The organism is Algoriphagus sp. NBT04N3, from assembly GCF_019443765.1.
GTDB lineage: Bacteria > Bacteroidota > Bacteroidia > Cytophagales > Cyclobacteriaceae > Algoriphagus > Algoriphagus ornithinivorans.
The window spans coordinates 3,632,570-3,659,317 of record NZ_CP048415.1; the positions used below are offsets into that span (position 1 = coordinate 3,632,570).

Sequence of the window (26,748 nt, forward strand, 5' to 3'; positions counted from 1 at the left end):
CATGGTACAAAAGATTCAGATAGCATGCCGCACCACGGCACTTTCGGAATTAAGGGACTTTCTTAATCAGACCCTCATGGATTCCAGGATGTCAGACAGTGATATTTTACAAGTCACGCTGGCGGTGGAAGAAGTGTGCGCTAATCTCATCATACATTCTCACAGCTGTAATGAGGAAGACCATATTGTCCTTTCAGTAGAAAAAGATGCTGAGAAGCTTATTTTTGAAATTAAAGATGAGGGCGAAGCTTTTAATTTATTGGATTACGAAATGCCGGATTTGAAAAAAGTAATTTCCGAAAAGCGAAAAGGAGGTCTAGGCATCATTTTGGTACGTAAAATCATGGACGAAATAGAGTTTGAAAGTGACAGAGGAATTAATACCTGTAGGCTAATCAAACTTTTTCGATCCTAATTCTTGTTAAATCCTTAATTCAAAAGGCATTTCCCTTGAAATCCTGATAATTTTGTAACATTGCATCTTGAAAATTCAGCTTTCTGATTCATGACTAACCGAACCATTTCGGCAATTCTCTCGGCCTTTCTTTTCCTGTATATCAATCCGGGCTCAATTGCCCAGACAGCTTCACAGGAAGATCCTCTTTTGACAGTGGGTGGTAAGCCTGTGTCCAGAGATGAATTCGTCTATTTAATAGGGAAAGGCTCCAATTCCGATGCAAATACCCCTGGTTTAAGCAGGGAAGAATTTGAGGAAAATTTGGATCTCTTCATCAACTATAAATTGAAAGTAAGAGAAGCCGAAGCCCTAGGCTTGGATGAGACCACTGAGTTTAAAAGAGAATTCGCTTCCTTCAAAGAAAGCCTCAAATCCCCTTTTCTTATAAAAAACTCTCTGGAGGATGGTGAACTGAGAAAGGCCTATTCCAGGATGCAAGAAGTCATCAGAGCCAGCCACATTCTATTCCAGTTTCCACCCAATGCCAGTTCAGAAGATAGTTTGATCGTGTTGAAAATGGCTCTGAAGATCAAGCAGGAAATTCAAAATGGCGGAGATATAAATGCTTTGGCAGTAGAATACTCGGACGATCCTTCAGCAAAAATCAATAAGGGAGACCTTGGGTATTTTACCGCGTTACAGATGGTGCAGCAATTTGAAGATGCGGCTTTCACACTTCAGCCTGGGCAAGTTTCTGATCCTGTTCTTACAAGTTTCGGATACCATATTATTAAAGTTCAGGAAAGACAACCTAACCCTGGACAAGTTCAGGTATCTCACATTTTGGTTAGAGTAGATGAAACCAATCCTAACTCAGAAAATCAAGCCCGGAGAAAGATTTCCGATATCTATACTGAGATTCAAAAGCCTACCACGCTTTGGGAGGATATTGTGAAAAACTACTCAGAAGATCCAGCCACCAGTAAAAAAGGAGGGCTTTTGCCTTGGTTCTCTGTCGGAAATATGATTCCGGAATTTGAAATGGCTGCATTTTCACTTACTGAAATTGGAGAAGTATCTCCTCCAGTGAAAACCAGATACGGATATCACATTCTAAGATTAGAAAATAAAAAGCCAATAGACTCCTTTGAAGAAATGGAGGATATGATTCGATCAAGAATTTTGAGAGATTCCAGATCAACCATGATTCAATCTCAAGTTCTTGCAATCCAGAAAGCTAGATATGGATTCAAGGAAAATGAAGCCAATGTCGAAAAATTAAGAGCTACTTTGAATACCAAGAAAAAGAATGAATTCCGTCCTGAAATCACAGCTTTAGGAATGGGAGCCTCTAACCTATTTACTCTGAGAGGAAAGGCATATTCTACGGAAGATATGCTCACCTATATGGAAACCGATGAAGTCAATCCAAAAACTAAAGGAGGAACATTCGATATATGGTATGATAGGTTTGCAGGTGAACTATTAGCTCAAATAGAAGAAGAAGACTTAGAGGCTAATAATAAAGAATACGCCATGCTTCTCAAGGAGTATAGGGATGGAATCCTGCTTTTTACTTTGATGAATGAAGAGGTGTGGCAAAAAGGAATACAAGATTCTATTGGACAAAGAGCCTTTTACGAACAAAATATCAGGGATTATCAATGGGGAGAAAGAGTAAATGCTTTCATCGTCAAGGTATTAGATATAAATAAATTAGAACAGGCCAAATCCAGACTTCAGGGAAATGCTTATTCTGAAAGCTTGGTGAATGAATTTGAAGAGTTTTATAAAAGCAATGATCCACTGGCTTACCAAACTCAGTCAGGATTGATTGAAATTGCTGATAACCCTATTCTTTCCAAAGCAGACTTATCCAAGTCTTTCCAAGAAATAGAAGCTGATGGACACCTTCACCTAGTGGTGGTGGGAGCTAAAGTTCCTCCCGGACCTATGGCATTTGAAGAAACAAGAGGCCCGGTTATCAGAGATTATCAAGAATACTTAGACAAGCAACTTATTCAGTCGCTTCGCAAAAAATATCCCATCAAAGTGAACAAGAGCGTAAAAGAAGAGGCATTCATTGCGCTGAATCAATAAATTCAATTACACCGATTCAGGTCGGAATTATCATCCATGAATAAACTAAACCTACTTACATTAATCCTTTTCAGCTTATTCTTCACCCAGCAGGCAATTGCTCAGGAGAGTTCGGTTTCCGGGCAGGTACTGGACAAAATTGTCGCCAAAGTAGATAACAACATTTTGCTGGAATCAGATGTGCAAAAGACCTTTTTGGAAGCTGTGGCACAATCGCAGCAAGGCATGACACCTCCATCAAGATGTGATGTTTTCGAGACGCTTTTGATCAATAAGCTGATGGTTGCAAAAGCTGAAATAGATTCCGTAATCGTGACAGAAGCTGAGGTAATGCTTCAGGCAGACAACCGATTCAATATGGTATTGCAGCAAATCGGCGGAGATGAAAACACCCTACTTCAAGTCTATGGAAAAACTGCTGAGCAGCTAAAGAATGAAATCTATGATGTCATGAAGGAGCAGTTGACCGTTCAAAGAATGCGTGATAAAATCACGCAAGGACTGACTGTATCTCCCGCGGAAGTTCGGTCATTCTTCCAAAGCATACCGCAGGACTCCCTCCCATTCTTTTCTGCAGAAGTAACCGTAGGACAAATTGTAAAAAAGCCTGAGGTAAATCCTCAAGTAAAAGAAAATATTTACAACCAGCTTAAGCAATTCAAAGAGGATATATTGGCAGGAAGAGCAGACTTTGCTGACTTGGCCAGAAGGTATTCTGAAGATCCAGGCTCAGGTGCTCAAGGAGGGGACTTAGGTTTTTTCCGCAGAGGTGAATTGGCTCCAGAATATGAGGCTACTGCATTGAGCTTGAGACAAGGTGAAATCTCTGATCCCGTAGAAACCCAATTTGGATTTCATATGATCCAACTTCTTGAAAATAAAGGAGGGAGTTATAATACCAGACATATTCTACGAATTCCACAAGCTACGGAAGATGATATTAAAAAGACCGAGCGTTACTTGGATAGCTTGAAGACGGAAATTGAAGCAGGAAGATTGGAATTTGCGAAAGCAGCCAAGGACTATTCTGATGATAGAAATACCAGCGATAATGGCGGATTCTTTACTGATCCGGGAACAAGCTCTAACCGATTAACGCTTCGAACATTAGAGGATCCTGTATTGTATTTCACAATCGACAGTATGAAGGTGGGATCCATTTCCAAACCAATACGATTTGAAGATCCTAGAGAAGGAACCAAGGTTAGAATTCTTTATTATAAAGCCAAATATCCAGCTCATCGAGCTAACCTCAATGATGATTACGAGAAGATGAAAGCAGCGGCCTTGAGAAAGAAAGAAGATGAAATTCTAAGTACTTGGTTTGTAACTGCCAAAGAAGACGTCTTTATAGATATTGACCCCGCATATGATCGATGCAACGCATTGGTAGAAAAGAAATAAAAAAGGGAGCTGATGTTGAATCAGCTCCCTTTTTTGTAAATAACAGCACTTAATTCTTACCAAAAAGCGTTTTAAACGCCATTCCGATTTGCTTGAATCCTTCTTTAAAAAAGCCTTTAGATTCTTTGAGTTTGGGTTCTAGGTTCTTTTTTCTTTCCTCATACTCCTTCTCCAGCATTTCTTTTCCCTTTTTCAACTCAGCCTCCAAAGAAGTTTTGTTCGCTTTCAACTCGCTGATTTTCTTATCGATTTCTTCTTTGACTTCTGAACCTGCGTCTTTCCCTTTTTGGACCAGTTCCTCTATCTTGTGACCGATCTCCTGAAGGGTAGCTTCAATTTCCGAAATACCTTTATTGTTTGTTTTCATCTGTTATTTGGTTTAAATGTTCAGATGGAATACTCATGAAATTTTCTGGCCTTGTGCCTGAAATTTCAAGAGCATTTCATAGCTAAAAATCTGAATTTTATTGAGTTAATAATTTAACCAATTTATTTCAAAGAATGGAATAAAGGGATATTAAAGATCAGAATCCACCGATTCTCCGGCTTGGGTTTGCTTTTCATAAAGCTCAGCATAAACGCCTTTTTGCTCCATCAAAGACTGATGATTTCCACGTTCTATGATTTTACCATCATCCAAAACTATGATTTGGTCAGCCAGTTTGGCCGAAGAAACCCGATGAGAAATAATCACAGAAGTTCTGTTCTTCATGATTTTCTTCAGCGCATTGAGGATAACATTTTCTGTTTTGGTGTCCACTGCTGAAAGGCAGTCATCCAAAATCAAAATCTTAGGCTCTTTAGCAATAGCTCTGGCGATGGAAACTCTTTGTTTTTGACCACCTGAAAGTGTGATTCCTCTTTCTCCCAGCATGGTTTCAAAACCTTTTGGAAAGTCCACGATATTCTTGTAGACATCGGCATCTTTTGCTGCCTGTTCTATTATATCCTTTTCTGTATGGTCCAATCCAAAAGCGATATTATTCCCTATAGTATCAGAGAACAAGAATACATCCTGAGGTACGTACCCAATGTTTTTTCTCAGGTGGGAAATATCAAAGGATTCAATGGGTTTGCCATCAATTAAAATCTGACCTTTAGCAGGATCATACATTCGCATCAATAAATTGGCAATAGTAGATTTGCCAGAACCGGTCGTACCAATAATTCCCAAGGTTTGTCCCGATTGAATTGAAAAAGAAACCTGATCCAAAGCTTTCACACCCGAGTCAGGATAGACAAATGAAAGGTCCTTCATTTCAATTGTTCCATGAATTTCATCTTTGGCATCTTCAGTACTGATGATATTATTTTCCTCATCTAAAAATTCATTGATTCGAGTCTGAGAAGCAGCAGCCCGCTGCACGATACTGGTTACCCAACCCAAGGATGTCACTGGCCAAGTCAGCATGTTCACATAAAGAATAAACTCTGCAATCACGCCATATCCTATATCCCCATTGATCACCTGCAGACCTCCAATATAGACGGTGATGATGGTGGAGATTCCCACCAAGGCCATGATCAAAGGAAAGAACAAAGCATTCACACGTGTCAGCCTGATGGATTTAACCTTGTACTCTTCACTGGCATCCGAAAAGTCTCTGACACTATCATTTTCACGCACAAATGCCTTAAGAACTCTAATTCCCGAAAAAGCTTCTTGGGTAAATGTGCTCAGATTAGAAAGGCTTCTTTGGATCTTTTCCGAGCGCTCATTGATCAGGTTATTGACAAAATAAATACTAATGGAGAGTACCGGAAGTGGCAATAATGAATACAGTGTCAATTCAGGATTGACCATAATCATGTATGAAATTACCAATGGAAAAAGAATCAGAAGGTTTAATCCATACATGATGGCAGGTCCCAAATACATACGGACTCTACTGACATCCTCTGTGATTCTAGCCATCAGGTCTCCTGTGCTATTTTTTCTGTAGAAGGATAGTGACAGGTTTTGATACTTTTCAAAAATCTCATTTTTCATATCATATTCAATCCTTCTGGACATGATAATGATAGTTTGTCGGATGAGAAAAAGGAAAAAACCCCGCAAAAGGGCCATAACTAAAATTAATACACCAAAGACGAGGACAAATTTTAAAAAATTTTCAGAGGCAATATCTCCTAATCCTCCTAGGTCTAAAGGCTTAAATATCACCGAGCTTTCCACCACATAATCTATGGCAAGTCTTACAAGTTGGGCGGGAATAATTACGAATATATTTGAGATTACAGTAAATAGTATTCCCAAAAGCAATAAGCCCTTGTATTTGTATAAATACTTATTGAGTCTCCAGAGCGGCTTCACCAAATAAAAACTTTAAAATCGAGGAATTGGATTAATTATTCTAGTTAGATTAATTCTTTGAAGGCTAATAAAAGTATTTAATTTTGTATCAGCCTTGGTATAGAAGGAAGAACCCAAATATAACACATTCTAAAAAGCTAAGTTCACATGTTAGAGATTAAAGCTTCGCAAACCGTGAAAGAAGGATCCATCTTTGGACAAATCAGCAGCATGGATCACGAGCAGCTCGTGGTTTGTCATGACGAGGCCACTGGCCTTAAAGCCTTGATAGGCATTCATAATACTACTTTGGGTCCTGCACTCGGAGGTACCCGCATGTGGCCTTATGCTACAGAAGAAGAGGCGATTACTGATGTGTTGCGTCTTTCCCGAGGGATGACTTTCAAAAATGCACTTGCCGGATTAAATCTTGGAGGAGGAAAAGCAGTAATTATTGGCGATCCAAAACTGAAAAATGAAGCCTTCCTCAGAAGGTTCGGTCGATTTGTTCAGAGTTTGGGCGGCAGATATGTAACCGCGGAAGATGTCAACATGAAGACATCTGACATGGAGTACATCGCCATGGAAACCAAACATGTAACCGGACTTCCTGAGATCAAAGGCGGTGGTGGTGATCCATCTCCTGTAACTGCTTACGGAACCTACATGGGTATGAAAGCTGCCGCGAAAAAAGCATTCGGTTCAGATTCATTGTCAGGTAAAAAAATCTGTGTTCAGGGAGTAGGTCAAGTAGGTAAATATTTGATCGAATACTTGATCAAAGAAGGCGCTGAAGTATTGATTACCGATATTTTCGAAGATAAACTGAAGAAAGTAGCCCTTGATACAGGAGCTGTAGCAATTGATCCTAATCTGATTTATGACATGGATATGGACATCTACGCACCTTGCGCTTTGGGAGCTACTATCAATGATGATACAATTGATAGACTGAAATGTGCTGTCATTGCCGGAGGGGCCAACAATCAATTGAAAGACGAAGCCAAGCATGGTCAGATCCTTTTAGAAAAAGGAATAATCTACGCTCCAGATTTCCTAATCAATGCTGGTGGTGTGATCAATGTTGGCGCAGAGTATTTTGGCGGTTACAATAGAGAAATTGTCTACAAGCAGGCAGAAAAGATCTACGACACTTGTTTATACATCTTGAATAAGTCTGAAAAAGAAAATATTCCTGCTCAGCAGGCTGCTATCGAAGCTGCTAAAGAGCGTATCAATGCAATTGGAAGAGTTAAGCTCTCTTTCTAAATAAAAATTACTTGATAAAAACCACCGGAAGGACCTTTCGGTGGTTTTTTGTCTTCATATGGCAGGGTGAAGCCCGGTCAAAATGTCTATATTTACAGCTCGTTTCTCAAACTATGCTAAACAGAAGAATCCTCAGGGTCAAAGCTTTTCAAAATCTTTACGCCTATGAGCAGTGCAAAGGTTCCAATTTTAACCTTGCAAAAGATTACATCAAGGAGTCCTTTCTACCAGATTTGAATAGTATGGAAGTCCAGGACAAGGCTGCCCTCTCCAGAGATGCACAGTCAGCTATCCAATTATTCGAACAAAGTGTAGATAGCAAAAGTCAGCTTCAAGCTTCTGACGGAAGTCCAAAAATCAAAAAGGTCGTATTGGAGGCAATCAATACTTTCCATTCTTCCAATAAAAAAGATCAGGATTTTCTGTTGAAAAACATGATCGCTTCCGCAGAAAGAATACCCCAACTTTATCTTTTAGCAATCGAATTATTGCAGGCATTTTCCAAGCAAGCCGGTACAGAGATTGAAAAGAAAAAAAAGCTTCAGGCGGGGAACCCTGTAGCATTTGCCAATGAGCTGAATCTGACAAACAATAGGGTTCTGGCAAACCTTCGAGAATCTGATATCTATCGTGCAGCAGTAGCTAAAAACAATGCAAACCTGGATGATTTGGAATTGGAAATCAGAGAATGGTTTAGAGATTATATCAAACCTTCTGAGGAATACCAGGCATATATAAAGTTGAGTAATCCTTCCGTGGAAGAAGATTTGCATGCTGCAGATGAACTTTTGAAGAAGATTCTATTCAAAAACGACGTAATATTGAACTACTTTTCTGAAAAAGACCTTAATTGGACAGAGAACAAGTCAGTCGTTCGCAGCTTGGCATCAAAGGTTCTGAAAAATGCAGCAGGTCTTGGAGAAGATTCTGATGGGCAAATGCCTGAAATTGCAATGAACTGGGATGAGGATAAGGAGTTTTTTCAAAATATCTTTAACTTCACCATTGAAAATGACAGGGAAAATAAGGCGTTAATCAGTCAAAAAACCAAAAACTGGGATATTGATCGATTGGCATTTACAGATAAAGTCATCATATCTATGGCGATTACTGAAATGCAAAACTTCCCAAGCATCCCTGTCAAAGTCAGCATCAATGAGTACATTGATATCTCCAAGACATACAGTACTCCAAAGAGTAAGCAATTCGTCAACGGATTGTTGGATGTCATGGCGAAAGAATTAACCGAAAGCGGTAAAATTCGTAAAAGTGGACGAGGACTTTTGGACAATAAATAATACAACTATGAGCAAAAACAGTAATTCACTCATCGCATTTGTCATTGGAGCCGGTGTAGGTGCGGCATTGGGTGTACTTTTCGCACCGGATAGCGGTTCTAATACAAGAGACAAACTTTCTTTCAGACTTTCAAAATATAAAAAGGAACTGGAAGAATTGATCGACGAATTAGTAGAGGGAAAAGAACTTCACCTCAACGAAGCTAAAACAGAAGGAAAAAGAGTAATCACAGAAGCCAAAAACAAGGCGGAAAACCTTCTGAGTGACGTGAATAAATTAATTGACCAAATAAACAAAGACAAAAACTAATATGAAAGCTAAACTCTTGAGTGTAGCTGCATTAGCCCTGATGATTGCATTGGGTACTTCTTGCAGCCAGAAAAACGATCAGGACGCTAAAATTCAAGCATTGGAAGATAAAATCGCACAGCTTGAAGCTGGTAGTTCTTCCATCACCCCTGTAAACGCTCAAACTACCCAAACTGCTGACCCAAGCACTCTAGGCGCATTTGAGTTTGCAGAAATGGAGTACAACTTTGGTACTATCAAAGAGGGAGAAGTGATTGAGCATATCTTTAACTTCACCAACAATGGACAGGCTCCATTGGTGATTTCCAACATCACTGCTTCTTGCGGATGTACCAGCCCTGATTGGACTAAGACTCCAGTAAATCCAGGAGAAAAAGGTTTCGTGAAAGTAGTATTCAACTCTACTGCGAAGTCAGGTGCTCAGGCTCCAACTGTTACTATTCAAGCTAATACCAATCCAACTGTAACCCGTCTTCAAATGAAGGGTACTGTTACACCTGGTGCAGGTGCTGCAGGAGCTCCAGTAGGACCGGTAAAAAGATAATTGATGATAGCAACAGTTTTAGCGCAAGCTTCGGGCGGTGGCGCAGGCATTATGGGACAGGTTTTTCTGTTCGGATCGATCATTTTGATCATGTATTTCTTTATGATTCGACCTCAACAGAAGAAACAAAAAGAGACCAAGAAATTTATAGAAGAAATCAAAAAAGGAGAAGACGTAGTCACAATCGGAGGACTTCACGGTAAAGTGAGTTCGGTTGAAGGTGATGTGGTAATTCTTGAATTAGATAGAGGATTCAAAGTCAAAGTTGAAAAATCAGCTATCTCCATGGATTTCTCTAAGAAACCAACAAAATAAAACATTGAATTTTGCCGGATACTAAAAAATCCTCTAGCGGGATTTCACCGAAAAAACTCTCTAATCTAAAAGTGGTAGTTCTCTGCGTTGCAGCGGCTACCACTTTTTGGATTTTAAACGCCCTGAATAAGGACGACTATACGACTATTGTCGATTATCCCATAGAATTCTCTTTTAATCAAGAGAAGTTTATGGCAGTCAGGCCTTTGCCAAAAAGCGTGGAAATCGAAATTTCCGGCAACGGGTGGGATTTGTTAAGAAAGTACTTCAACTTCAACAACAATCCCTATGTCATAGAATTAAGTAATCCTACTTCCAGAAACTTCATCCTGACTGCCGATATCAAGCGGGGAATCTCCGAATTTATTTCCCCAACCCAGCTTGTCTCTTTAGTCAGAGATTCGCTTGAATATGAAATTGATAGAATTCAAACAGTCAAACTACAGCCTGAATTGGATTCTTTAAGCTACTCCCTAGCAAAAAATTATAGGCTGCTGGAAAAACCGATTTTCGAACCTTCTCAAGTGACAGTAGTTGGCCCTAGCTCTATTATCGACCTTTTCGAGGGCAAGTTCCCTGTTCAGCTTAAGGAAAATAGGCTCAACAAAGACCTCAAAAAAACTGTCAAATTAGAAGTAGGTGAAAATATTCAGCAATTCATCACCATCAAAGATGAAGTCATTCAGGTGAAATTGGATCTGGTTGCTTTTTTGGAAGGAAATAAAAGACTGAAGGTTAAAAAAATTAACTTTCCCAGAACTGTCAGCCTGGAAGAAGAAGATCCATTGATTATGATGTACTACTTGGTGGATGAGCGAAAAACCCAAGAGCTAAAGAAAATGGAGTTTGAAGCAATTTTGGACTACTCCAAAAGAAACCGACAGGACTCCACTATATCCGTACAAATCAACCCGCTTCCTTCCTTTTTAGATCAGGTTAGAGTGGAGCCTCCACAATTAAGATTGAAGTATGAGCCCTAAGCCAAAGCTTGTCGGAATAACGGGAGGAATAGGTTCTGGAAAATCCACCGTGGCTAAAATTTTTGAGATATTGGGAATCCCTGTTTACTATGCAGATGATAAAGCCAAATCCCTGATGAACCATGATTCGGAATTAAAAGAGCAAATCATCCAAGAATTCGGAGAAGAAAGCTATAATTCAGAAGGGGACTTAAATAGAAAGTATTTAGCATCCACCGTTTTCTCTGATCCTGAAAAAGTAAAAAAGATCAATAGCTTGGTTCATCCAGCTGTAGGAAGGGATTTTGAAACCTGGGCTAGTATTCAAAGTACTTCTTATGTGCTTAAAGAGGCAGCATTAATTTTTGAAACTGGCGGTGAAAAGAAACTCGATGCCGTCATCAATGTAAGTTCACCCCTCAAAATACGAGTAAACCGGGTGCTTATGAGAGACCCTCATCGATCCTTAGAGCAAATCAATCAGATTATTGATCAGCAAATCCCAGATGAAGACAAAAATGAAAGAGCTGATTTTGTCATCAAAAATACAGAGAATAAGATGCTGATTCCCCAAGTCTTAGAAATTCATCAAAAGCTCCAATCATAAAGGTTTTTCCCACCAGCTTTTGTGAACGATTTTCCAATTGCCCTCCACCAAGATAAGGGTTAGAAAATCATAATAATAAATTCCCGGCCAGAACAACTCTGTTTCAACTGAGGCAGTATTTCCCTGAACTCTGATGGAAATAATCTCATTTTTATAGTCAGAAGGATTTCTTTTGTCTCCTTTGGAAGTACCTTCTGCCCATGTAGCGAAGTCCGTTATGGTCAGATTTTCCCCTCTGTACCCAATCAACCTAGCTTCGGGAAGAAATGCTTTTTCAAGCTTTTCTTTATCCCGCTCAATCATCCCGTCAAAATACAAATGTACAGTTTTAGTGATTAAATCTCTGTCTGATTGTTCTTGGGCAAATGAAAGCTCACATAAGCTCAAAAGAAAAAAGAGTAGTATAAGTTTCTTCATGTCTTTAGAGTAAGATTCAACTTTTCAATAAACGATTAATCGGGAGGAAAATGTTTTATGGCTCAAACTTTCGAACAAGATTTAATAATTCATATCATTAAAAAAAGGAACCCTATTAGAGTTCCTTTTTTAATTAACAATAGACCCTTAATTATCGATCAATTGAGCTCAATACCTTTTTCATAAAGGCGTTTCCAGCGTCTTTTTCAGACATACCAGAAGCTACCATTTCATGAACCTCCAGCGCACCACAGAGATTGGAAATAAGCTCTCCAATCACATCTACCTCATTTTCTTTTAGAGAAGGAGCCTCAGAAACATTTTCTAAAACTTCCAGAGCCGTTTCAATCTGCTCAGGAGTACAAGTTCTCTGAATGGTTTTAATTACTGGCAATTTCATTGATTAAGGCTTTTAATTGATCTTCCTTATTTGTTTGAATCTGCTTGACCAACTGACCTCCTTTGAATGAGGCGAAAGTCGGCAAGTTATTGACTTGTGCCAGCTTTCTAGATTGAGGAAACTTCTCAGCGTCAACTACCACAAATACTTTATCTGCATTTTCTCCTGCAAGTCTTCTGAATTTAGGCTTCATAATTCGGCAATTTCCACACCAGCCAGCAGAATACTGCACGATTACCTCCTCGTTTGATGCTACAAGCTCTTGTAGAGTATCTTCAGTTAGTTCTATCATGGTTTTGATTAATTATTGGATAAATAATTAGCTACACCTTCATTAGTAGCCTGCATCGCTTCTTTTCCTTCCTCCCAGTTGGCAGGACATACTTCACCAAATTTTTCCACATGAAGCAAAGCATCCAAAAGTCTCAAGTACTCATCGATGTTTCTTCCAAGAGGAAGGTCATTGATTGATTCATGACGTACCGTTCCTTCTTTATCAATCAAGAAAGTTCCTCTGTATGCTACAGGGGTTCCTTCAAAAGACCAGAAGTTGGTTTCAGCATCGAAAGAATATTTTCCCGCCAAAACCCCATAATTTAAAGCAATGGTTTTAGCAGCGTCTGCCAAGATAGGGTAAGTCACTCCTTCAATTCCTCCTTCAGCCTTTGGTGTCATCATCCAAGCCAAGTGAGTCTCCTCTGTATCGGTAGAACATCCAATTACTACAGTATCTCTCTTTTCGAACTCGGCTAATTTTTCTTGAAAAGCATGTAGCTCAGTTGGACATACAAAAGTGAAGTCTTTTGGATAGAAGAAAAGAACAACATTCTTTTTACCCAGATACTGCTCTAAGCTGAAGTTTTCAATGATTTCTTCTCCGTTAATTACCGCTCCTACAGAAAATAATGGAGCTTTTTTTCCTACTAATGCCATGTATTTTTATTTTAATGATGGACACGAAATTAAAAAGCATCAAACAGAATAAAAAGAATAAACTATCGAATTAAGTTTTTTGAAATGATATTAACAAAATTATATTTTATTATTAATTTTTATTTAAAATATTATATCATAAAACGAAATACAATAGAATTCTCTAGAGATCGCAATCCTTTGCGGACAAAACTTATTCAGATCAATAGAATTATTCTATTACCAATCGTCAAAAACAATAAAAAAGGCTGCTCAATTATGGAGCAGCCTTAATTTCAAATATTTATAAATTTTTACACTAAATCATTTCAAAACCCAAGTACGAATGAAGAACTTTTGGCATTTTAATTCCTTCTTCAGTCTGGTTGTTTTCCAAGATAGCGGCAACAATTCTCGGTAAGGCAAGCGCCGAGCCGTTGAGAGAATGAGCCAATTGAGTTTTCTTATCCTCACCTTTGAAGCGAAGTTTTAATCGATTGGTTTGGTAAGTTTCAAAATTTGAAACAGAACTCACCTCCAGCCATCTTTCTTGAGCAGCAGAATAAACTTCCATATCATAAGTCAAAGCAGAAGTAAAGCCCATATCTCCCCCACACAATCTTAAGACCCTGTAAGGAAGTTCAAGTTTTTGAAGCAAACCTTGAACATAGCTGCTCATATCCTCCAAAGCTTCATAGGACTTATCCGGATGAGTTATTTGAACGATCTCTACCTTATCAAATTGATGCAGACGGTTCAATCCTCTCACATGCGCTCCCCAGCTACCTGCTTCCCTTCGGAAACAAGGGGTATAGCCAACATTCTTAATCGGTAATTGATCCTCAGCTACGATGACATCTCTATATAAATTCGTAATTGGAACTTCGGCAGTAGGAATCAAATACAAATTATCTGCAGTTGCATGATACATCTGCCCTTCCTTATCCGGAAGCTGGCCCGTACCATATCCTGAATCTTCATTCACTAATATTGGCGGCTGAACTTCCATAAAGCCAGCTTTCAAGGCCTCATCCAAAAAGAAGTTGATCAAAGCTCTCTGTAGTCGAGCACCTTTCCCCTTGTAAACAGGAAAACCCGCGCCGGTAATTTTTACTCCTAGATCGAAGTCAATGATATCGTACTTCTTGATCAGCTCCCAATGTGGTTGCTTTCCATCATATAGATTGGGGATATCACCATGCTCTAAGACCACTTCATTATCTTCAGCTGATTTCCCTGAAGGAACGGAAGTATGAGGGATATTCGGAATAGTATATAAAAGTGCTTTTAAATCCTCCTCAGCTCTTGAATTTTCATCATCCAACTCTTTAATCTGAGCTTTTATCTCAGCTGTACGGGCTTTTGCCTTTTCCGCCTCATCCCTTTTTCCTTCCTTCATCAGCATGCCAATTTGTTTGGAAATAGCATTCGATTCAGCCTGAATCTGGTCTCTCAGAGTTTGGGAGGACTTTCGCTGATCATCCAGCTGAATCACCTGATTCAACAATGATTCAGCATTTGGGAAATTTCTTTTATTAAGACCTGCTAAAACGGCCTCGAAATTATCTCGAATATGATTTACTAATAGCATGGAAAAGGTATTCTTTAGAAAGCTGCAAAGATAAGGACTTATCTTACAATGATGCTCTTTGTAACAGAGGAGAAAGGGCCTTCCAGCTCTTTTCCATCATTTCTCAAAAGGGAAATTTGAACTTGATAGGTTCCTGGAAGCAAATTGGCTACCCGAACTGGGGCCATGTGATCTATTTCGTAGGAAAACTCCCCTACCTCAATTCTTACCTTCAGCCCATCCAGTTTCATATCTCCTCCTACTACCAAAAAATCAATAATCAACTCATGATCAGCATCTACAATCTGATTATTTCTAGGAAGATTGACTGCCAAATAGGGTTCTGCTGAGTACGGAAATGGTCTGGAGTCTCCTACTTGAAAATCTCTATCAACATAATTTCCGAAATTTTTTAAGGCCAATCCCTCTTCATCTACCAGATAAGCTACTACCCTATAGCTTCCTTCTTCCAATTGCCTTTGAAATATTGGTGTCCTGAAACCTGCAGGATCTCCACCATTCAAAATATTGAATAGCAAAAAGCGCTCTGCAGACTGCTCTTCAAAAGGAAAGTTTTTGATATTAAATTCAAAAGGTACTTTTCCGGGCCGAAATACCTGATTTCCCAGCGGGGTATATAACTCAAGAATAGCATCAGGATAATCTGAGGAGTCCTCGTATTGATAAAAGGTAACCTTCTGCTGGCTTAGGTCTAGAGAAAGAGAATCCTGGGAAATCTCCATGACTTCCTCGTTGATTTTTTTCTTTTCCTCACTACAAGCCCAAATAAAAAGGATCAAAACGGGCATCCATAACAGGTTTTTTTTCATACCGCGGGGTTTTGATACTAAAGGTATTATTTTTAGGGCAAAATTTCAGGAAATCATACCTAACAGAATATTACGATGGACATCCTATTCGACGAGATTCCAAGTCTGGATTTAGCAGACTTTACCTCAGGAACACCAGAACAAAAAGCAGCTTTTGTCAAAAAATTAGGCGAAGCATATCAAAACATAGGTTTTGTGGCGATCAAAAATCATGGATTGTCACAGGATTTACAAGACAGATTATACGGCAGTATCAAATCATTTTTTGCATTACCGGATGAAGTAAAGTCCAAATATGAAAAACCTGAAATCGGTTTTCAAAGAGGTTATACCGGAAAAGGGAAAGAGCATGCAAAAGGTAGAAACACCGGAGACTTAAAAGAATTTTATCATGTAGGGCAAGAGCTGGCACATATTCCAGACTCAGATCCTATCAAAGCAGAGTATCCTGAAAACATTTGGCCGGATGAACTTCCAGAGTTTAAGAATGATGCCTTAGAAGCTTATAGAACACTGGAAAATGCAGGGAAAGCCATGTTGAGAGCGATTGCGCTTAACTTGGATCTACCGGAAGATTACTTTGAAGAAAAGGTGGCTCACGGAAATTCGATTTTGAGACAAATTCATTATTTCCCGATCACTAATCCCGATGAGGTTCCAGCTGATGCTGTACGTGCAGCGGAACATGGAGATATCAATTTGATCACGCTATTGATGGGTGCAAGTGCGGATGGTTTGCAGGTCTTGAGAAAGGATGGCAAATGGATTCCAATCACTGCGCTTCCTGATCAGTTGGTGGTCAATGTCGGCGATATGCTGGAAAGATTGACCAATAAAAAATTGAAGTCAACTATTCACCGGGTAGTAAATCCACCGCGCGAATTGATGAACACAAGTAGGTATTCTATCCCCTTCTTCATGCATCCAAGATCCGATATGGATTTGACCTGCCTGGAAAGTTGCATAGATGAGCAAAATCCGAAGCAATTCAAAGATGCCACAGCTGGTGAGTTTTTGGAGGAGAGACTTCGGGAATTAGGCCTTCGTAAATAATCATGTCAGTCAAAAGGGTCAGATACTACCTATTTCTAAGGGACATTCTGACCCTTTCTTTGACAGCCTTTGGTGGCCCTCAGGCATTTTTAGCCATGCTGATTGATCGCATGGTACATACAAGAAACTATATAACCGAAGAAGAACTCTGGGAGCTCAATGCCTTATGCAACATGCTTCCCGGCCCCTCCTCTACGCAATTGGTTTCAGCAATTGGCTTCAGAGTGGGAGGTCCTAATCTCGCTTATTTAGCGCTATTAGTTTGGATAATCCCTGCAACTCTGCTGATGACCTCTGCAGCTGCATTGATTTACTTTTTAGAAGAAAATACCCCAGGGGCTTTAAACTTCGCCAAATTCATTCAGCCCATGGCGATAGGTTTTATCATTTTTGCCGCGCAAAAAACGATTTCAAAAATGGTACAGACCACTGAAGCCATGGTTTTGGTTTTGATTTCTACCTTCATTTCATTTTTCTACAGTTCTCCCTATGTATTCCCCATTCTTCTTTTGGCTGGGGGACTAAGCACCTCAATCAAATATAAAAATCAACCCAAGTATGAAAAAGATGAGCCTTTGGTCATCCAATGGGCCAATTTCTACTTATGGGGCGGGGTTTTGGTCTTGGCGGCAACTCTAGGTGCTTTGACCAAATACCAACCTGTCATCTTATTTGAGAATTTCTATCGAAACGGGAGCTTGATTTTTGGAGGAGGTCAAGTATTGGTGCCTTACTTGTACACTGAATTTGTGGATTTCAAAAACTTTCTCAGTTCTGAAGAATTCCTGACTGGATACGCTATTTCACAAGGAGTACCGGGACCTACTTTTTCTTTTTCGTCTTTTGTAGGGGCATTTTCCATGAAAGAGTTTGGATTGGTTGGTTTTCTAACTGGCGGATTAATCGCTGCTGCAGGAATATTCCTGCCTGGAATATTTATGATCTTCTTTGTGATTCGATTTTGGGATCAACTGAAAAAATACAGACCTGTAAGAGCTGCGCTGGAAGGAATCAATGCCGTATCCTGCGGGATGTTGATTGCTGCAGCTTATTTACTTTTTGAGCCATTAGAAGCTAACCTAGTTAATATTTTAATGATATTGGGAACCTATTGCCTGCTTCAATTCACTAAAATATCCTCCCCTATGATCATTTTGGGGGGTATTTTATTAGGAATTGGAGTGAATTTCCTCTCCTAATTTTAGAACGAAAAAGGTCTATCCAATCAAAAAGGAACAAGAATAAGGCTTTAGACGTTTTAAAACCGTAAATCATTTCCTATATTTCCTTTATGCAGGCCTACGAATTTATCAATAACCTTATTCCTCCATTGAAGCTAAGCGACAAGACTAGAAAGGCTTTGGCTTGGATGGAAGAGATCCGAACGGATGTTTTACCCGTTGTGGATCAAGGTCATTTTTTAGGGCTTCTCCGAGATGAAATGATTTTTGAGTTGAATGATTTGGATAAAGACATCTTGGGTATTGTTCCTGAAAATCCAAATTGTTGGGTATACAGTGACAAGCACATTTACGATGTACTCAAGGCCAGCTCAGAGCATCAATCCAATATTGTTGCGGTGGTAGATAGAGATATGACCTACTTGGGAGTCGTAACCATGGAAGATGCAATCTCTGCTTTTGCGGATAGCCTTTCTATCCAATCCCAAGGCTCTGTATTGATTCTTTCTTTGAACATGACGGATTATTCTTTGGCAGAAATCAGTAGGATTATTGAAACAGAAAATACCAAAGTATTAAGTTCATTTATAAGTAGTGACCCATTGGATGATTCTAAAATTAAGCTTACTCTGAAACTAGACAAGCCTGAACTCCGACATATCAAAGCTACCTTGGAGCGTTTTGGTTATAAGATCCTAGACCATTACCAGGAGGAAACCGGTGTGAGTAGTGAAGAAGACAGAATCGGTAACTTGCTAAGATTTTTAGATATTTAGGCTATGATTTCAAGAAATGAGTATTCCCCACCTGAAAGGAATACTTATCTTTTTTGATTCAATACCTATTAAAAACCCTGCTTTTTTGCAGATTAAAGAGGGATTTTATGCCAAATAAACTCAAATTTTAAACAGGTGAAACCGAGCATGACAAAGCCGTCATTCTGGGGGATGCCCCGATGTATCGGGGAATTATGCGACCTGCCTGCGACAGGCAGGGATTCCATCCCGATTTTCGGGGAAGGTAGTGACCTATGAAAAATAAAAAATAAACAGATGAAAGTCGCTTTGCACGGCTTGGCGCTCAAAATAGAATTTCTAAATGACGTCAAAGCTTTATTCACAGCTTTACAAAATCATCAGTTCGAAATATTTGTCACGGAACAGTTTGACAGGCAACTTCGAATGCACGGCAATACCGGGCTGAATTATTGGCTGCTGGACGGTACAGATGATATGAGCCAGATGGATTTTTTAATTTCCATCGGAGGCGATGGGACTTTGCTGGACTCCGTATGTCAGGTGGGAGAAGTAGAAACTCCGATTTTGGGTTTAAATACGGGTAGGTTAGGATTTTTGGCGACTGTATCCACCGATAAAATTGACGAGGCAGTTAGAAACCTAAGCGAGAATAATTACCAAATTGAAAATAGAAGCCTCGTATCTCTGGATGCAAAAAGAAAACTTTTCAATGGGTTGAATTTCGGATTGAACGAATTCACCATTCACAAAAGAGATACTTCTTCCATGATCACTGTTCATACTTACATTGACGGAAAGTATCTGAACAGCTATTGGGCAGACGGACTCATTGTAGCAACTCCAACCGGCTCTACGGGGTACTCTTTGAGTTGCGGGGGACCTTTAATTTCTCCAGAGGCAAAAAATCTAGTCATCACTCCGGTAAGTCCTCATAATTTAAATGTGAGACCTATCATCGTTTCAGATGAAAGTGAGATTACCTTCGAAATAGAAGGAAGGGCAGAGAAGTTTTTGATTTCATTGGACTCCAGATCTACCTCCATTTCTTCAGACTTGAAGTTGAAGGTAAAAAAAGAACAATTCTGTGCCCGGCTTGTCAAATTACCCAGCTACAATTTTTTTGATACCTTGCGGTATAAATTAAATTGGGGTTTTGATATGAGAAATTGAGGCTAAAAGGTAAAAAAATGCCAATTTTAGCTTAACAAATATTAACCGCAATCATACTAGGCAGCGTTTTTTAAACGTTGGGTACTTCATAACTTGCATCGTCTTGAAAAAGGTCAATTTTCAGATTTTCAAAACACTAGTCTGTATTTCTATACTAGGTCTTTGTTTTCTTTCGGAAGCAAAGGCTCAGAAATATGAAATAGGTGGCGGACTGGGTACCACGGCATATACCGGGGATATCCTGAGGAAAATTGATCTGGACCACTTAGGTCTTCACGGCACGTTGTTTGGCAAGAGAAATTTTGACAATGTATGGACGCTTCGGCTTGGTTTGACAGCCGGTACTCTAAGAGCTACCGATAGTGTAAGACCTTATGACTTGGTAGCAGAGAGAAGAGATGCAAGATTCAGAGGAGGGATTATTGAAGGAACAGCCATTATGGAATTTAATTTCCTGGATTTCCTTCGGAATGATTCTGAATTTTTCTGGTCTCCTTATGCATTCTTTGGAATAGGTTATTCTCACTTCTTTTCAAAAGGAAACACCTATGCTTTCCAATTTTCGGAAAGGTATAATGTAGGTACCGTGGTAATTCCATTTGGAGGAGGGGTAAAATACAGGCTTGATGATAGGTGGACACTTGCAGTCGAAGCTGGCATTAGAGCCACATTTACGGATTACCTGGATAAGGTAGATAGTAGAACACCGCCTATACCCAGATTTCAGGATCCGGCCAACCCTAATCAACCCTATGGGATCAACTACGGAAACCCGTATGACAAGGATTGGTATTACTTTTTGGGTGTGACACTTAGCTACACCATCGCTTCTACCAAATGCTACGCCTATTAATTAATTGAGTCTTAGGCTTAATTATTGGAAAAGAAATAGCATTTTTGTACCTCCAAAAATGTAAGGTATTCTGAACCCAAGTAATGAAGGAAGTACTAGACAGAGAGCGGATCCCCAGACATATTGCAATTATCATGGACGGCAATGGCCGTTGGGCCAAGAAAAAAGGCGCCATGAGGATATTCGGCCACAGACATGCAATTCAGGCTGTAAAAGATGCAATAGAGGGAGCAGAAAACCTGGGAGTGAAATATCTAACCCTATTTTCTTTCTCTACCGAGAACTGGTCCCGACCTCAAGATGAAGTGAATGGTCTCATGGAATTATTGGTAAAAACTATTACCGATGAAGTGCCCATGATGATGAATAACAATATCCGATTAGAAAGCATAGGCGATATTGACAGCCTCCCTCCTTCGGCATACGAAAAACTAATGGAGGCTAAAAAAATAACCTCTACCAATTCCGGTCTCACCGTCATCTTGGCATTAAGCTACAGTGGACAGTGGGAACTAACCCAAGCGACCAAACGCATTGCTCAAAAAATCTCTGAGGGGAAATTGAAGGTTGAGGATATCAATCAAAATTTGGTAGCGGAGCATTTAGAAACCGCAGGAATACCAGATCCTGAATTGATGATCCGAACCAGTGGGGAGTACAGGATTAGTAATTTTCTCCTGTGGCAACTGGCCTATACAGAGTTACATTTTACTCCTGTATTATGGCCGGATTTTAGAAGAGAGCATCTGGAAGCAGCCATCTTGGATTTCCAAAAAAGGGAAAGAAGATTTGGTAAAACCGGAGAGCAAGTTAAACCTTAGGTAATAAATGTAGTCAAGCTTGATTCGATTCTCATTTCAGCAAATGAAGATTGTAAAGCGAGATTCCATATGACCATCTCGGTCAAATTATAGTCTTATGAAAAGAAGTTTACTGATTCTGTTTTGTCTGATCTGGGCAAGTTCTGCAATGGCTCAAATTCGTTTGGGTCAAAGCCGTTATACATCGTCTAGACCGGTGAATATTTTGGAATTAAATTATTCCAAACCAGAAACCTATAGAATCGCAGAAATAAAAGCAGTTGGTCTTACCACTTTGGACGAAACCGCCATTCTATCCCTTTCCGGTTTGAAAGTCGATGATAGAATTGAAGTTCCTGGAGAGGCTATTTCGAATGCTTTGAAAAAGCTTTGGAATCAAGGGATCATCGGAGATGTAAAAATCTTAGTGACGAAAGTGGAAGGTGAGGATATCTCCCTGCTATTGGATTTAACTGAAAGACCTAGATTTTCCAGAGTAGAATTTAAGGGAATCAATAAAACTCAGGAAAGCGAACTGAGAGACAAAGTCAATATTCGAGGAAGAGTAGTTCGGGAGGACGTTCTCAACACCGCGCAGCGAAATATCCAAAAGTACTTTGTGGACAAAGGCTTTTTGAATACGGATGTAAAAGTGACTCAAGAACGAGATACCACACTTCCCAATTCTGTCAAGCTCCGATTCGATGTTAATCAAAACTCGAAAGTTAAGATCAATGAAATCAGAATCTTTGGAAATGAGGAGATCGCTGATTCCAAAGTGAAGGGGAAGTTGAAGAAAACCAAAGAGCATGCGAGAGTAAGTGTGTTCCGCGATATTTATTCCAGAGTTACGGCAGCTACTCCTGAAGACATTGGAAATGCAGTTTTACACACTGATTCTGTTTCCAAAGAGGACGCTAAAACTTACATCAACAAAAACTTCAAACTTAATTTCTTTGCCGGGTCCAAATACATTCCCAAGGAATATAGGAATGATAAAGAAAACGTAATCAACTTCTACCAAAGCAAGGGATTCAGAGATGCCAAAATTGTCGAAGACTCTGTTTACAAGTTCGGGAAAGATGAGATCAACATTGACATAGAGCTAGAAGAGGGAAGAAAGTATTATTACAGAAATATTGAATTCACCGGTAATTTCATTCACCCTGATGAGGTGTTGGCTGCCAAGCTTGGTATTCAAAAAGGGGACGTTTACGATAAAGAAAAGCTCGATAAGCGCCTGAATTATGATCCTCAAAAGGGAGATGATGTCAGTTCCCTTTATCAGGATAATGGTTATTTGTTCTTCAATATACAGCCGATAGAAGTTAATGTAGTCGGCGATTCCATTGATTTGGAAATGCGGATTTTTGAAGGCCCGCAGGTAACTGTAAATTCTGTTAGCATCAAAGGAAATGAAAGAACTTCTGATCACGTGGTGATGCGTGAAATCCGGATTCTCCCTGGTCAGAAATTCAACAGAGCCTTATTGGTACGTACGATCCGGGAATTATCCCAATTAGGATACTTTGACCCTGAGAAAATCAATCCGGACCTTCGTCCTAATTTCGAAGCAGCGACGGTGGATATCACTTTCGAACTGGAAGAAAGGCCTAATGATCAGATCGAACTATCCGGTGGATGGGGAGGATTCTTTGGGTTCGTTGGAACTGTTGGACTTACTTTCAACAACTTCTCCATCAAAAACATCGGCAACTTTGATAAATGGGATCCACTTCCTGTAGGAGATGGCCAAAAATTATCATTGAGAGTTCAGGCTAATGGGCGTTCTTTCCAAAACTATTCTCTTTCCTTGACCGAGCCTTGGTTTGGAGGAAAGAAACCAAATGCCTTGAGCTTTAGTTTTAACCACTCTGTACAAAGACAGGTTGACTTCTTCAATAGAGCAAACTTTGGAAATGAATTGGGCTTTTTCAAAATCACTGGAGCGACTCTTGGATTAGCAAAAAGAGTAACCTGGCCGGATGATTACTTTAGCGTTTCCAACTCACTTCAGTTCCAGATTTATGAGTTCGATCAATTTGGAACATCCTTCGGATTGAGTTATCCGACCGGAAGATCTAATAGCTTATCAATCAACAATACGATTGCCAGAAATAACGTGGATAATCCAATCTATCCAAGATTTGGGTCGAATATCATGTTATCCACTTCATTTACTCCACCTTATACTTCTTTGAATCAGAACTTGAATTCTGAATCAAGTGATGAGGAAAAATATAAGTGGTTGGAATATCATAAATGGATGTTTGATGCTTCTGTCTATACTCCACTATTTGGATCCACCAAATTTGTGGCAAGTGCCAGAGCACATATGGGCTTCTTGGGCTCTTATGGTAATAGAATTGGATTGATTCCTTTGGAAAGATTTGTTATGGGTGGTGACGGTATGACCTTTAATAACTTTGCTTTGGGTCAGGAAATCATCGGCCTAAGAGGTTACGAAAATCAATCGATTACTCCAGGAAGAGAAACGAGAGGTACGGCCAACCCTGATCCTTTTGGTGGTGTGGTTTACAACAAATATGTCATGGAGCTTAGATTCTTGGTTTCTCCTAACCCATCAGCAACGATATTCTTATTAACCTTTGCTGAAGCCGGAAACAACTGGGGATCTTATAAGGACTTTAATCCATACGATCTGAAAAAATCAGCAGGTGTGGGTGCAAGAATCTTCATGCCGGCATTCGGATTATTAGGTGTAGACTGGGGTTATGGCTTTGATCAAATACCTGGAGAAACCAGAAGAAGTGGTCCACAATTCCACTTTACCATTGGTCAGCAGTTTAGATAAGCTTGAAATGAGTGCGAGATTAGTTAATTTATGTCAAAATTTAAGGGAACAAAGCTCGTTTAAGAGCTGAATCTTCAAATTGATGTCACATGAATAACTCATCGAAAATTGTACTTTTGCTTTTCTTAATCCTGCTTTCTGGCTCTCTAAAGGCACAAAAGTTCGGTTATATAGATTCAGAGTTTATCTTAAATAAGCATCCAGATTACAAAATTGTGCAGCAGGAGCTACAAAAGCTCAGCGACAACTGGAAGAAAGAGGCACAAAGTTTGGATAAAGAGATCAAAGAAATGTACGTTCAGCTAAAAGCTGAAGAAGTTCTATTGACAGAGGAAATGTATCAGAATAGGATGCAGGAGATCAAGAAAAAAGAGAAGGCATCTCAGGAATTCAATAGCCGTATATTCGGTATTGATGGACAATATTTCCAAAAGCAGGCGGAGCTTTTACAACCTTTGCAGTCAAAGATCTATGATGCCATAGAGCGGGTGTCCAGAAAAAACAATTTGGCCATGTTATTTGACAAAGCCTCCGTACCTTCGGGAATTATTTATACAGACCCAAGACATGACTATTCAGAGTTTGTTTTGGAAGAGTTAGGAATAGAAGACAACAATTAAAATTAAAATCTAAACGTATGAAAGTTAAAGTTATCCTTTCCGCAATCGCATTGCTTTGCGTAGGATTTGTCGCCCAAGCGCAGGAAGTAAAAATTGGTTATACCAATGTAGAATTTATCATGGACTTGATGCCTGAAATGGAGCAAATCGGTGCTGACATTCAGGATTATCAAACCCAACTTCAAACAAATATTCAAACAAAAGCTCAGGATTTCCAAAGACAAGTACAGTCTTATCAGCAAGCAGCTGGTACTATGACTGAGCAGGCTAGAGCTGCAAAAGAGCAGGAGCTTACTAAACTTCAGCAAGATTTGCAGAAATATGAGCAAGACGCTCAAGTTAGCTATCAAAGAAAATTACAGGAACTATTAGACCCTGTACAGACTAAAGTAATCAATGCAATTAACGCTGTAGCTGCTGAAAATAACTACACTCATGTATTTGCTGAGACAGCAGGACAAGCTCCTATCCTTCTTTATACCAAAGAAGAAGATAAGTTTACTGAGTTGGTATTGGCAAAATTAGGCGTAGAAATGCCTAAGGCACCAGCTACTTTGGATTCCACTAGACCAAGAATGCAGGAGTAATTACTCCAAGAATATAAAGAAACCGATCCACATAGTGGGTCGGTTTTTTTGTTTAGGCCAAATTGATCAGAGCTAACTTTTGTTTGAGTTTTCGAAGCTCTAGAGAATCATTTACTTTTACTGCATGCCTAAAGAATCGATTAAGGATAAACTTAGCAAAAGCCAAGACGCCATTTTAGTGGATTTTTACGCGGATTGGTGCGGACCATGTCAAACCATGGATCCAATTATTTCCGAGGTTCTCGAAGAACTCGACGGCAAAATAAAGCTTTTAAAACTAAACGTTGATAAATATCCTCAGCTTGCGCAGCAATTTGCAGTAAGATCAATCCCCCATTATGCACTCTTCAAGAGAGGCAAAATTCTTTGGAGAAAGGGAGGGATTATCACTAAAAGAGATTTGGAAAAGGCTTTAAAAGGCTTTACCTAAAAAAAGATTCTTTTTATAGGTTAGCGTCCAGTAAAAGAATGCTTAGAAAAAATGACCTATTAATCGTTACTTTTCATCCAGAGTATTACACCGGCAATCATAATCACTCCTCCCACTGCCAAGGCCAAATTGATATCCCTTTGCGTTTTTTTTGCTTTTTGTAGGTAGTTTGATCCCAATCCTTTTTTGCCGATAAACTCTTCAATTCTATCGATTCTATTTTCCAATTCTTCTTTAGCTTTTCTAGTAATTTCCATAATGGTTGTATGTTTAAAAGTTTACTCTTACTACTATTCAACACTTGTGATAAAAAATAGTTCTGATTTTCTATCTGGTTCAAGAAGGAATGGAGTGGAATATTGAGCCATTTTTGATTGAATTTCCTCCCAGAAAAGGGAGTTTTAATCCCAATATTTCTGGAATAGAGAAGCATCAGAACTGCATTGAACAAATCCCGAAACCCGATTTTTTTAGAATGGTGCGGTACTCGTCAAACTATGCCCCCTTTCGCCTATGTTTGGAATGGACGCCATGGACTAAGGCAACTGTTAGATGTAATTCCATTTTCAAAGTTTAACTTGTTTAGGGTTGCCAGATCCAAACCAACAAAAATTTATTTTTCCACCAGTTCCGCCGACCGACCGATAGAGGAAGGCTTAGGACTTTTCAGAAGTTAGACGGCTTCACCGTCTTTTATCCATTCCTCTGGTACAATGATAATGACCCCGAGAGGGGTCAAACCTTTGAATAGCCATGGGTGCAACCCATGGTGACAGGTAATACAATTTATATGGTACTTACAGACCCTGAAGGGGTCGAACAATATGGAGAAGTTATTTTCAAGCCATCCCTTCTG

At 39.5% G+C, this 26,748-nt stretch carries 29 protein-coding genes; 20 read left to right on the forward strand and 9 right to left on the reverse strand.

Annotation, left to right across the window (positions count from 1 at the left end; genetic code table 11):
* The first annotated feature begins 1 nt into the window (after window position 1).
* From GYM62_RS15890 to GYM62_RS15900, 3 genes are all read left to right on the forward strand, one after another.
* Window positions 2-415, forward strand: coding sequence for an ATP-binding protein (locus tag GYM62_RS15890; RefSeq protein WP_219957126.1), 414 nt, complete (start codon window positions 2-4; stop codon window positions 413-415).
* A 90-nt stretch (window positions 416-505) separates the two neighbouring features.
* Complete coding sequence (locus GYM62_RS15895; protein WP_219957127.1) at window positions 506-2,497, forward strand: peptidylprolyl isomerase; 1,992 nt, start codon at window positions 506-508, stop codon at window positions 2,495-2,497.
* A 36-nt stretch (window positions 2,498-2,533) separates the two neighbouring features.
* Complete coding sequence (locus GYM62_RS15900; RefSeq protein WP_219957128.1) at window positions 2,534-3,901, forward strand: peptidylprolyl isomerase; 1,368 nt, start codon at window positions 2,534-2,536, stop codon at window positions 3,899-3,901.
* Between the two features lie 49 nt (window positions 3,902-3,950).
* Here the strand turns inward: GYM62_RS15900 and GYM62_RS15905 are convergent, their stop codons facing one another.
* Together GYM62_RS15905 and GYM62_RS15910 are read right to left on the reverse strand one after the other, a co-directional pair.
* On the reverse strand, window positions 3,951-4,268 hold the full coding sequence (locus tag GYM62_RS15905; protein ID WP_219957129.1) for a hypothetical protein: 318 nt from the start codon (window positions 4,266-4,268) through the stop codon (window positions 3,951-3,953).
* 150 nt (window positions 4,269-4,418) lie between these two features.
* Entirely contained in the window at window positions 4,419-6,215 is a 1,797-nt protein-coding gene (locus GYM62_RS15910; protein WP_219957130.1) for an ABC transporter ATP-binding protein, read from the reverse strand.
* Between the two features lie 147 nt (window positions 6,216-6,362).
* Here GYM62_RS15910 and GYM62_RS15915 point away from each other — a divergent pair, with 147 nt between their 5' ends.
* From GYM62_RS15915 to coaE, 7 genes are all read left to right on the forward strand, one after another.
* Window positions 6,363-7,463 (forward strand): Glu/Leu/Phe/Val dehydrogenase dimerization domain-containing protein, encoded by a 1,101-nt coding sequence (locus GYM62_RS15915; RefSeq protein ID WP_091652209.1) that lies wholly within the window; start codon window positions 6,363-6,365, stop codon window positions 7,461-7,463.
* A 113-nt stretch (window positions 7,464-7,576) separates the two neighbouring features.
* Window positions 7,577-8,761 (forward strand): transcription antitermination factor NusB, encoded by a 1,185-nt coding sequence (nusB, locus tag GYM62_RS15920; protein ID WP_091652206.1) that lies wholly within the window; start codon window positions 7,577-7,579, stop codon window positions 8,759-8,761.
* Between the two features lie 7 nt (window positions 8,762-8,768).
* Window positions 8,769-9,071 (forward strand): YtxH domain-containing protein, encoded by a 303-nt coding sequence (locus GYM62_RS15925; RefSeq protein ID WP_091652203.1) that lies wholly within the window; start codon window positions 8,769-8,771, stop codon window positions 9,069-9,071.
* Between the two features lies 1 nt (window position 9,072).
* Complete coding sequence (locus GYM62_RS15930; protein WP_091652200.1) at window positions 9,073-9,615, forward strand: DUF1573 domain-containing protein; 543 nt, start codon at window positions 9,073-9,075, stop codon at window positions 9,613-9,615.
* Between the two features lie 3 nt (window positions 9,616-9,618).
* Window positions 9,619-9,930, forward strand: coding sequence for a preprotein translocase subunit YajC (gene yajC / locus GYM62_RS15935; protein ID WP_091652198.1), 312 nt, complete (start codon window positions 9,619-9,621; stop codon window positions 9,928-9,930).
* Window positions 9,931-9,941: 11 nt separating this feature from the next.
* Window positions 9,942-10,910, forward strand: a complete 969-nt coding sequence (locus GYM62_RS15940) for a YbbR-like domain-containing protein (RefSeq protein ID WP_219957131.1) — start codon at window positions 9,942-9,944, stop codon at window positions 10,908-10,910.
* Window positions 10,900-11,496, forward strand: a complete 597-nt coding sequence (gene coaE / locus GYM62_RS15945; RefSeq protein ID WP_219957132.1) for a dephospho-CoA kinase — start codon at window positions 10,900-10,902, stop codon at window positions 11,494-11,496. The genes GYM62_RS15940 and coaE overlap by 11 nt, the downstream gene beginning before the upstream one ends.
* Here the strand turns inward: coaE and GYM62_RS15950 are convergent.
* The 6 genes from GYM62_RS15950 to GYM62_RS15975 all read right to left on the reverse strand — a co-directional run bounded on the left by GYM62_RS15950 (window position 11,491) and on the right by GYM62_RS15975 (window position 15,625).
* Entirely contained in the window at window positions 11,491-11,913 is a 423-nt protein-coding gene (locus GYM62_RS15950) for a nuclear transport factor 2 family protein (RefSeq protein ID WP_219957133.1), read from the reverse strand. The genes coaE and GYM62_RS15950 overlap by 6 nt on opposite strands.
* Before the next feature lie 151 nt (window positions 11,914-12,064).
* Complete coding sequence (locus GYM62_RS15955; protein ID WP_219957134.1) at window positions 12,065-12,313, reverse strand: hypothetical protein; 249 nt, start codon at window positions 12,311-12,313, stop codon at window positions 12,065-12,067.
* Window positions 12,294-12,605 carry a co-chaperone YbbN gene (locus GYM62_RS15960; RefSeq protein WP_091652184.1) on the reverse strand — a complete coding sequence of 104 codons (312 nt, stop codon included), beginning with the start codon at window positions 12,603-12,605 and terminating at the stop codon, window positions 12,294-12,296. Before GYM62_RS15960 ends, GYM62_RS15955 begins: the two co-directional genes overlap by 20 nt.
* A gap of 8 nt (window positions 12,606-12,613) precedes the next feature.
* A complete protein-coding gene (locus GYM62_RS15965) occupies window positions 12,614-13,246 on the reverse strand; it encodes a peroxiredoxin (RefSeq protein WP_219957135.1) in 633 nt (210 codons plus the stop codon).
* Window positions 13,247-13,544: 298 nt separating this feature from the next.
* Window positions 13,545-14,816, reverse strand: a complete 1,272-nt coding sequence (gene serS / locus GYM62_RS15970) for a serine--tRNA ligase (RefSeq protein WP_219957136.1) — start codon at window positions 14,814-14,816, stop codon at window positions 13,545-13,547.
* A gap of 38 nt (window positions 14,817-14,854) precedes the next feature.
* Window positions 14,855-15,625 (reverse strand): hypothetical protein, encoded by a 771-nt coding sequence (locus GYM62_RS15975; protein ID WP_219957137.1) that lies wholly within the window; start codon window positions 15,623-15,625, stop codon window positions 14,855-14,857.
* A 75-nt stretch (window positions 15,626-15,700) separates the two neighbouring features.
* Here GYM62_RS15975 and GYM62_RS15980 point away from each other — a divergent pair, with 75 nt between their 5' ends.
* The 10 genes from GYM62_RS15980 (at window position 15,701) to trxA (ending at window position 25,892) form a co-directional block, all read left to right on the forward strand.
* The gene (locus tag GYM62_RS15980; protein WP_091652173.1) at window positions 15,701-16,678 is read left to right on the forward strand and encodes an isopenicillin N synthase family oxygenase; all 978 of its coding nucleotides are present in this window, start codon (window positions 15,701-15,703) and stop codon (window positions 16,676-16,678) included.
* 2 nt (window positions 16,679-16,680) lie between these two features.
* Window positions 16,681-17,877 carry a chromate efflux transporter gene (chrA, locus tag GYM62_RS15985; RefSeq protein WP_219957138.1) on the forward strand — a complete coding sequence of 399 codons (1,197 nt, stop codon included), beginning with the start codon at window positions 16,681-16,683 and terminating at the stop codon, window positions 17,875-17,877.
* Window positions 17,878-17,969: 92 nt separating this feature from the next.
* A complete protein-coding gene (locus GYM62_RS15990; protein WP_091652168.1) occupies window positions 17,970-18,635 on the forward strand; it encodes a CBS domain-containing protein in 666 nt (221 codons plus the stop codon).
* Between the two features lie 276 nt (window positions 18,636-18,911).
* Window positions 18,912-19,787 carry an NAD kinase gene (locus GYM62_RS15995; protein ID WP_091652165.1) on the forward strand — a complete coding sequence of 292 codons (876 nt, stop codon included), beginning with the start codon at window positions 18,912-18,914 and terminating at the stop codon, window positions 19,785-19,787.
* A gap of 103 nt (window positions 19,788-19,890) precedes the next feature.
* Window positions 19,891-20,640 carry a DUF6089 family protein gene (locus GYM62_RS16000; protein ID WP_219957139.1) on the forward strand — a complete coding sequence of 250 codons (750 nt, stop codon included), beginning with the start codon at window positions 19,891-19,893 and terminating at the stop codon, window positions 20,638-20,640.
* A gap of 83 nt (window positions 20,641-20,723) precedes the next feature.
* Complete coding sequence (locus GYM62_RS16005) at window positions 20,724-21,461, forward strand: isoprenyl transferase (protein WP_091652158.1); 738 nt, start codon at window positions 20,724-20,726, stop codon at window positions 21,459-21,461.
* A 97-nt stretch (window positions 21,462-21,558) separates the two neighbouring features.
* A complete protein-coding gene (locus GYM62_RS16010) occupies window positions 21,559-24,255 on the forward strand; it encodes an outer membrane protein assembly factor (RefSeq protein WP_219957140.1) in 2,697 nt (898 codons plus the stop codon).
* Window positions 24,256-24,344: 89 nt separating this feature from the next.
* Entirely contained in the window at window positions 24,345-24,875 is a 531-nt protein-coding gene (locus tag GYM62_RS16015) for an OmpH family outer membrane protein (RefSeq protein WP_219957141.1), read from the forward strand.
* Window positions 24,876-24,892: 17 nt separating this feature from the next.
* On the forward strand, window positions 24,893-25,462 hold the full coding sequence (locus GYM62_RS16020) for an OmpH family outer membrane protein (protein WP_219957142.1): 570 nt from the start codon (window positions 24,893-24,895) through the stop codon (window positions 25,460-25,462).
* Between the two features lie 124 nt (window positions 25,463-25,586).
* Window positions 25,587-25,892: a thioredoxin gene (gene trxA / locus GYM62_RS16025; RefSeq protein ID WP_219957143.1), complete on the forward strand. Its 306-nt coding sequence runs from the start codon at window positions 25,587-25,589 to the stop codon at window positions 25,890-25,892.
* 59 nt (window positions 25,893-25,951) lie between these two features.
* Here the strand turns inward: trxA and GYM62_RS16030 are convergent, their stop codons facing one another.
* Window positions 25,952-26,149, reverse strand: coding sequence for a hypothetical protein (locus GYM62_RS16030; RefSeq protein WP_219957144.1), 198 nt, complete (start codon window positions 26,147-26,149; stop codon window positions 25,952-25,954).
* Window positions 26,150-26,748: the final 599 nt, after the last annotated feature.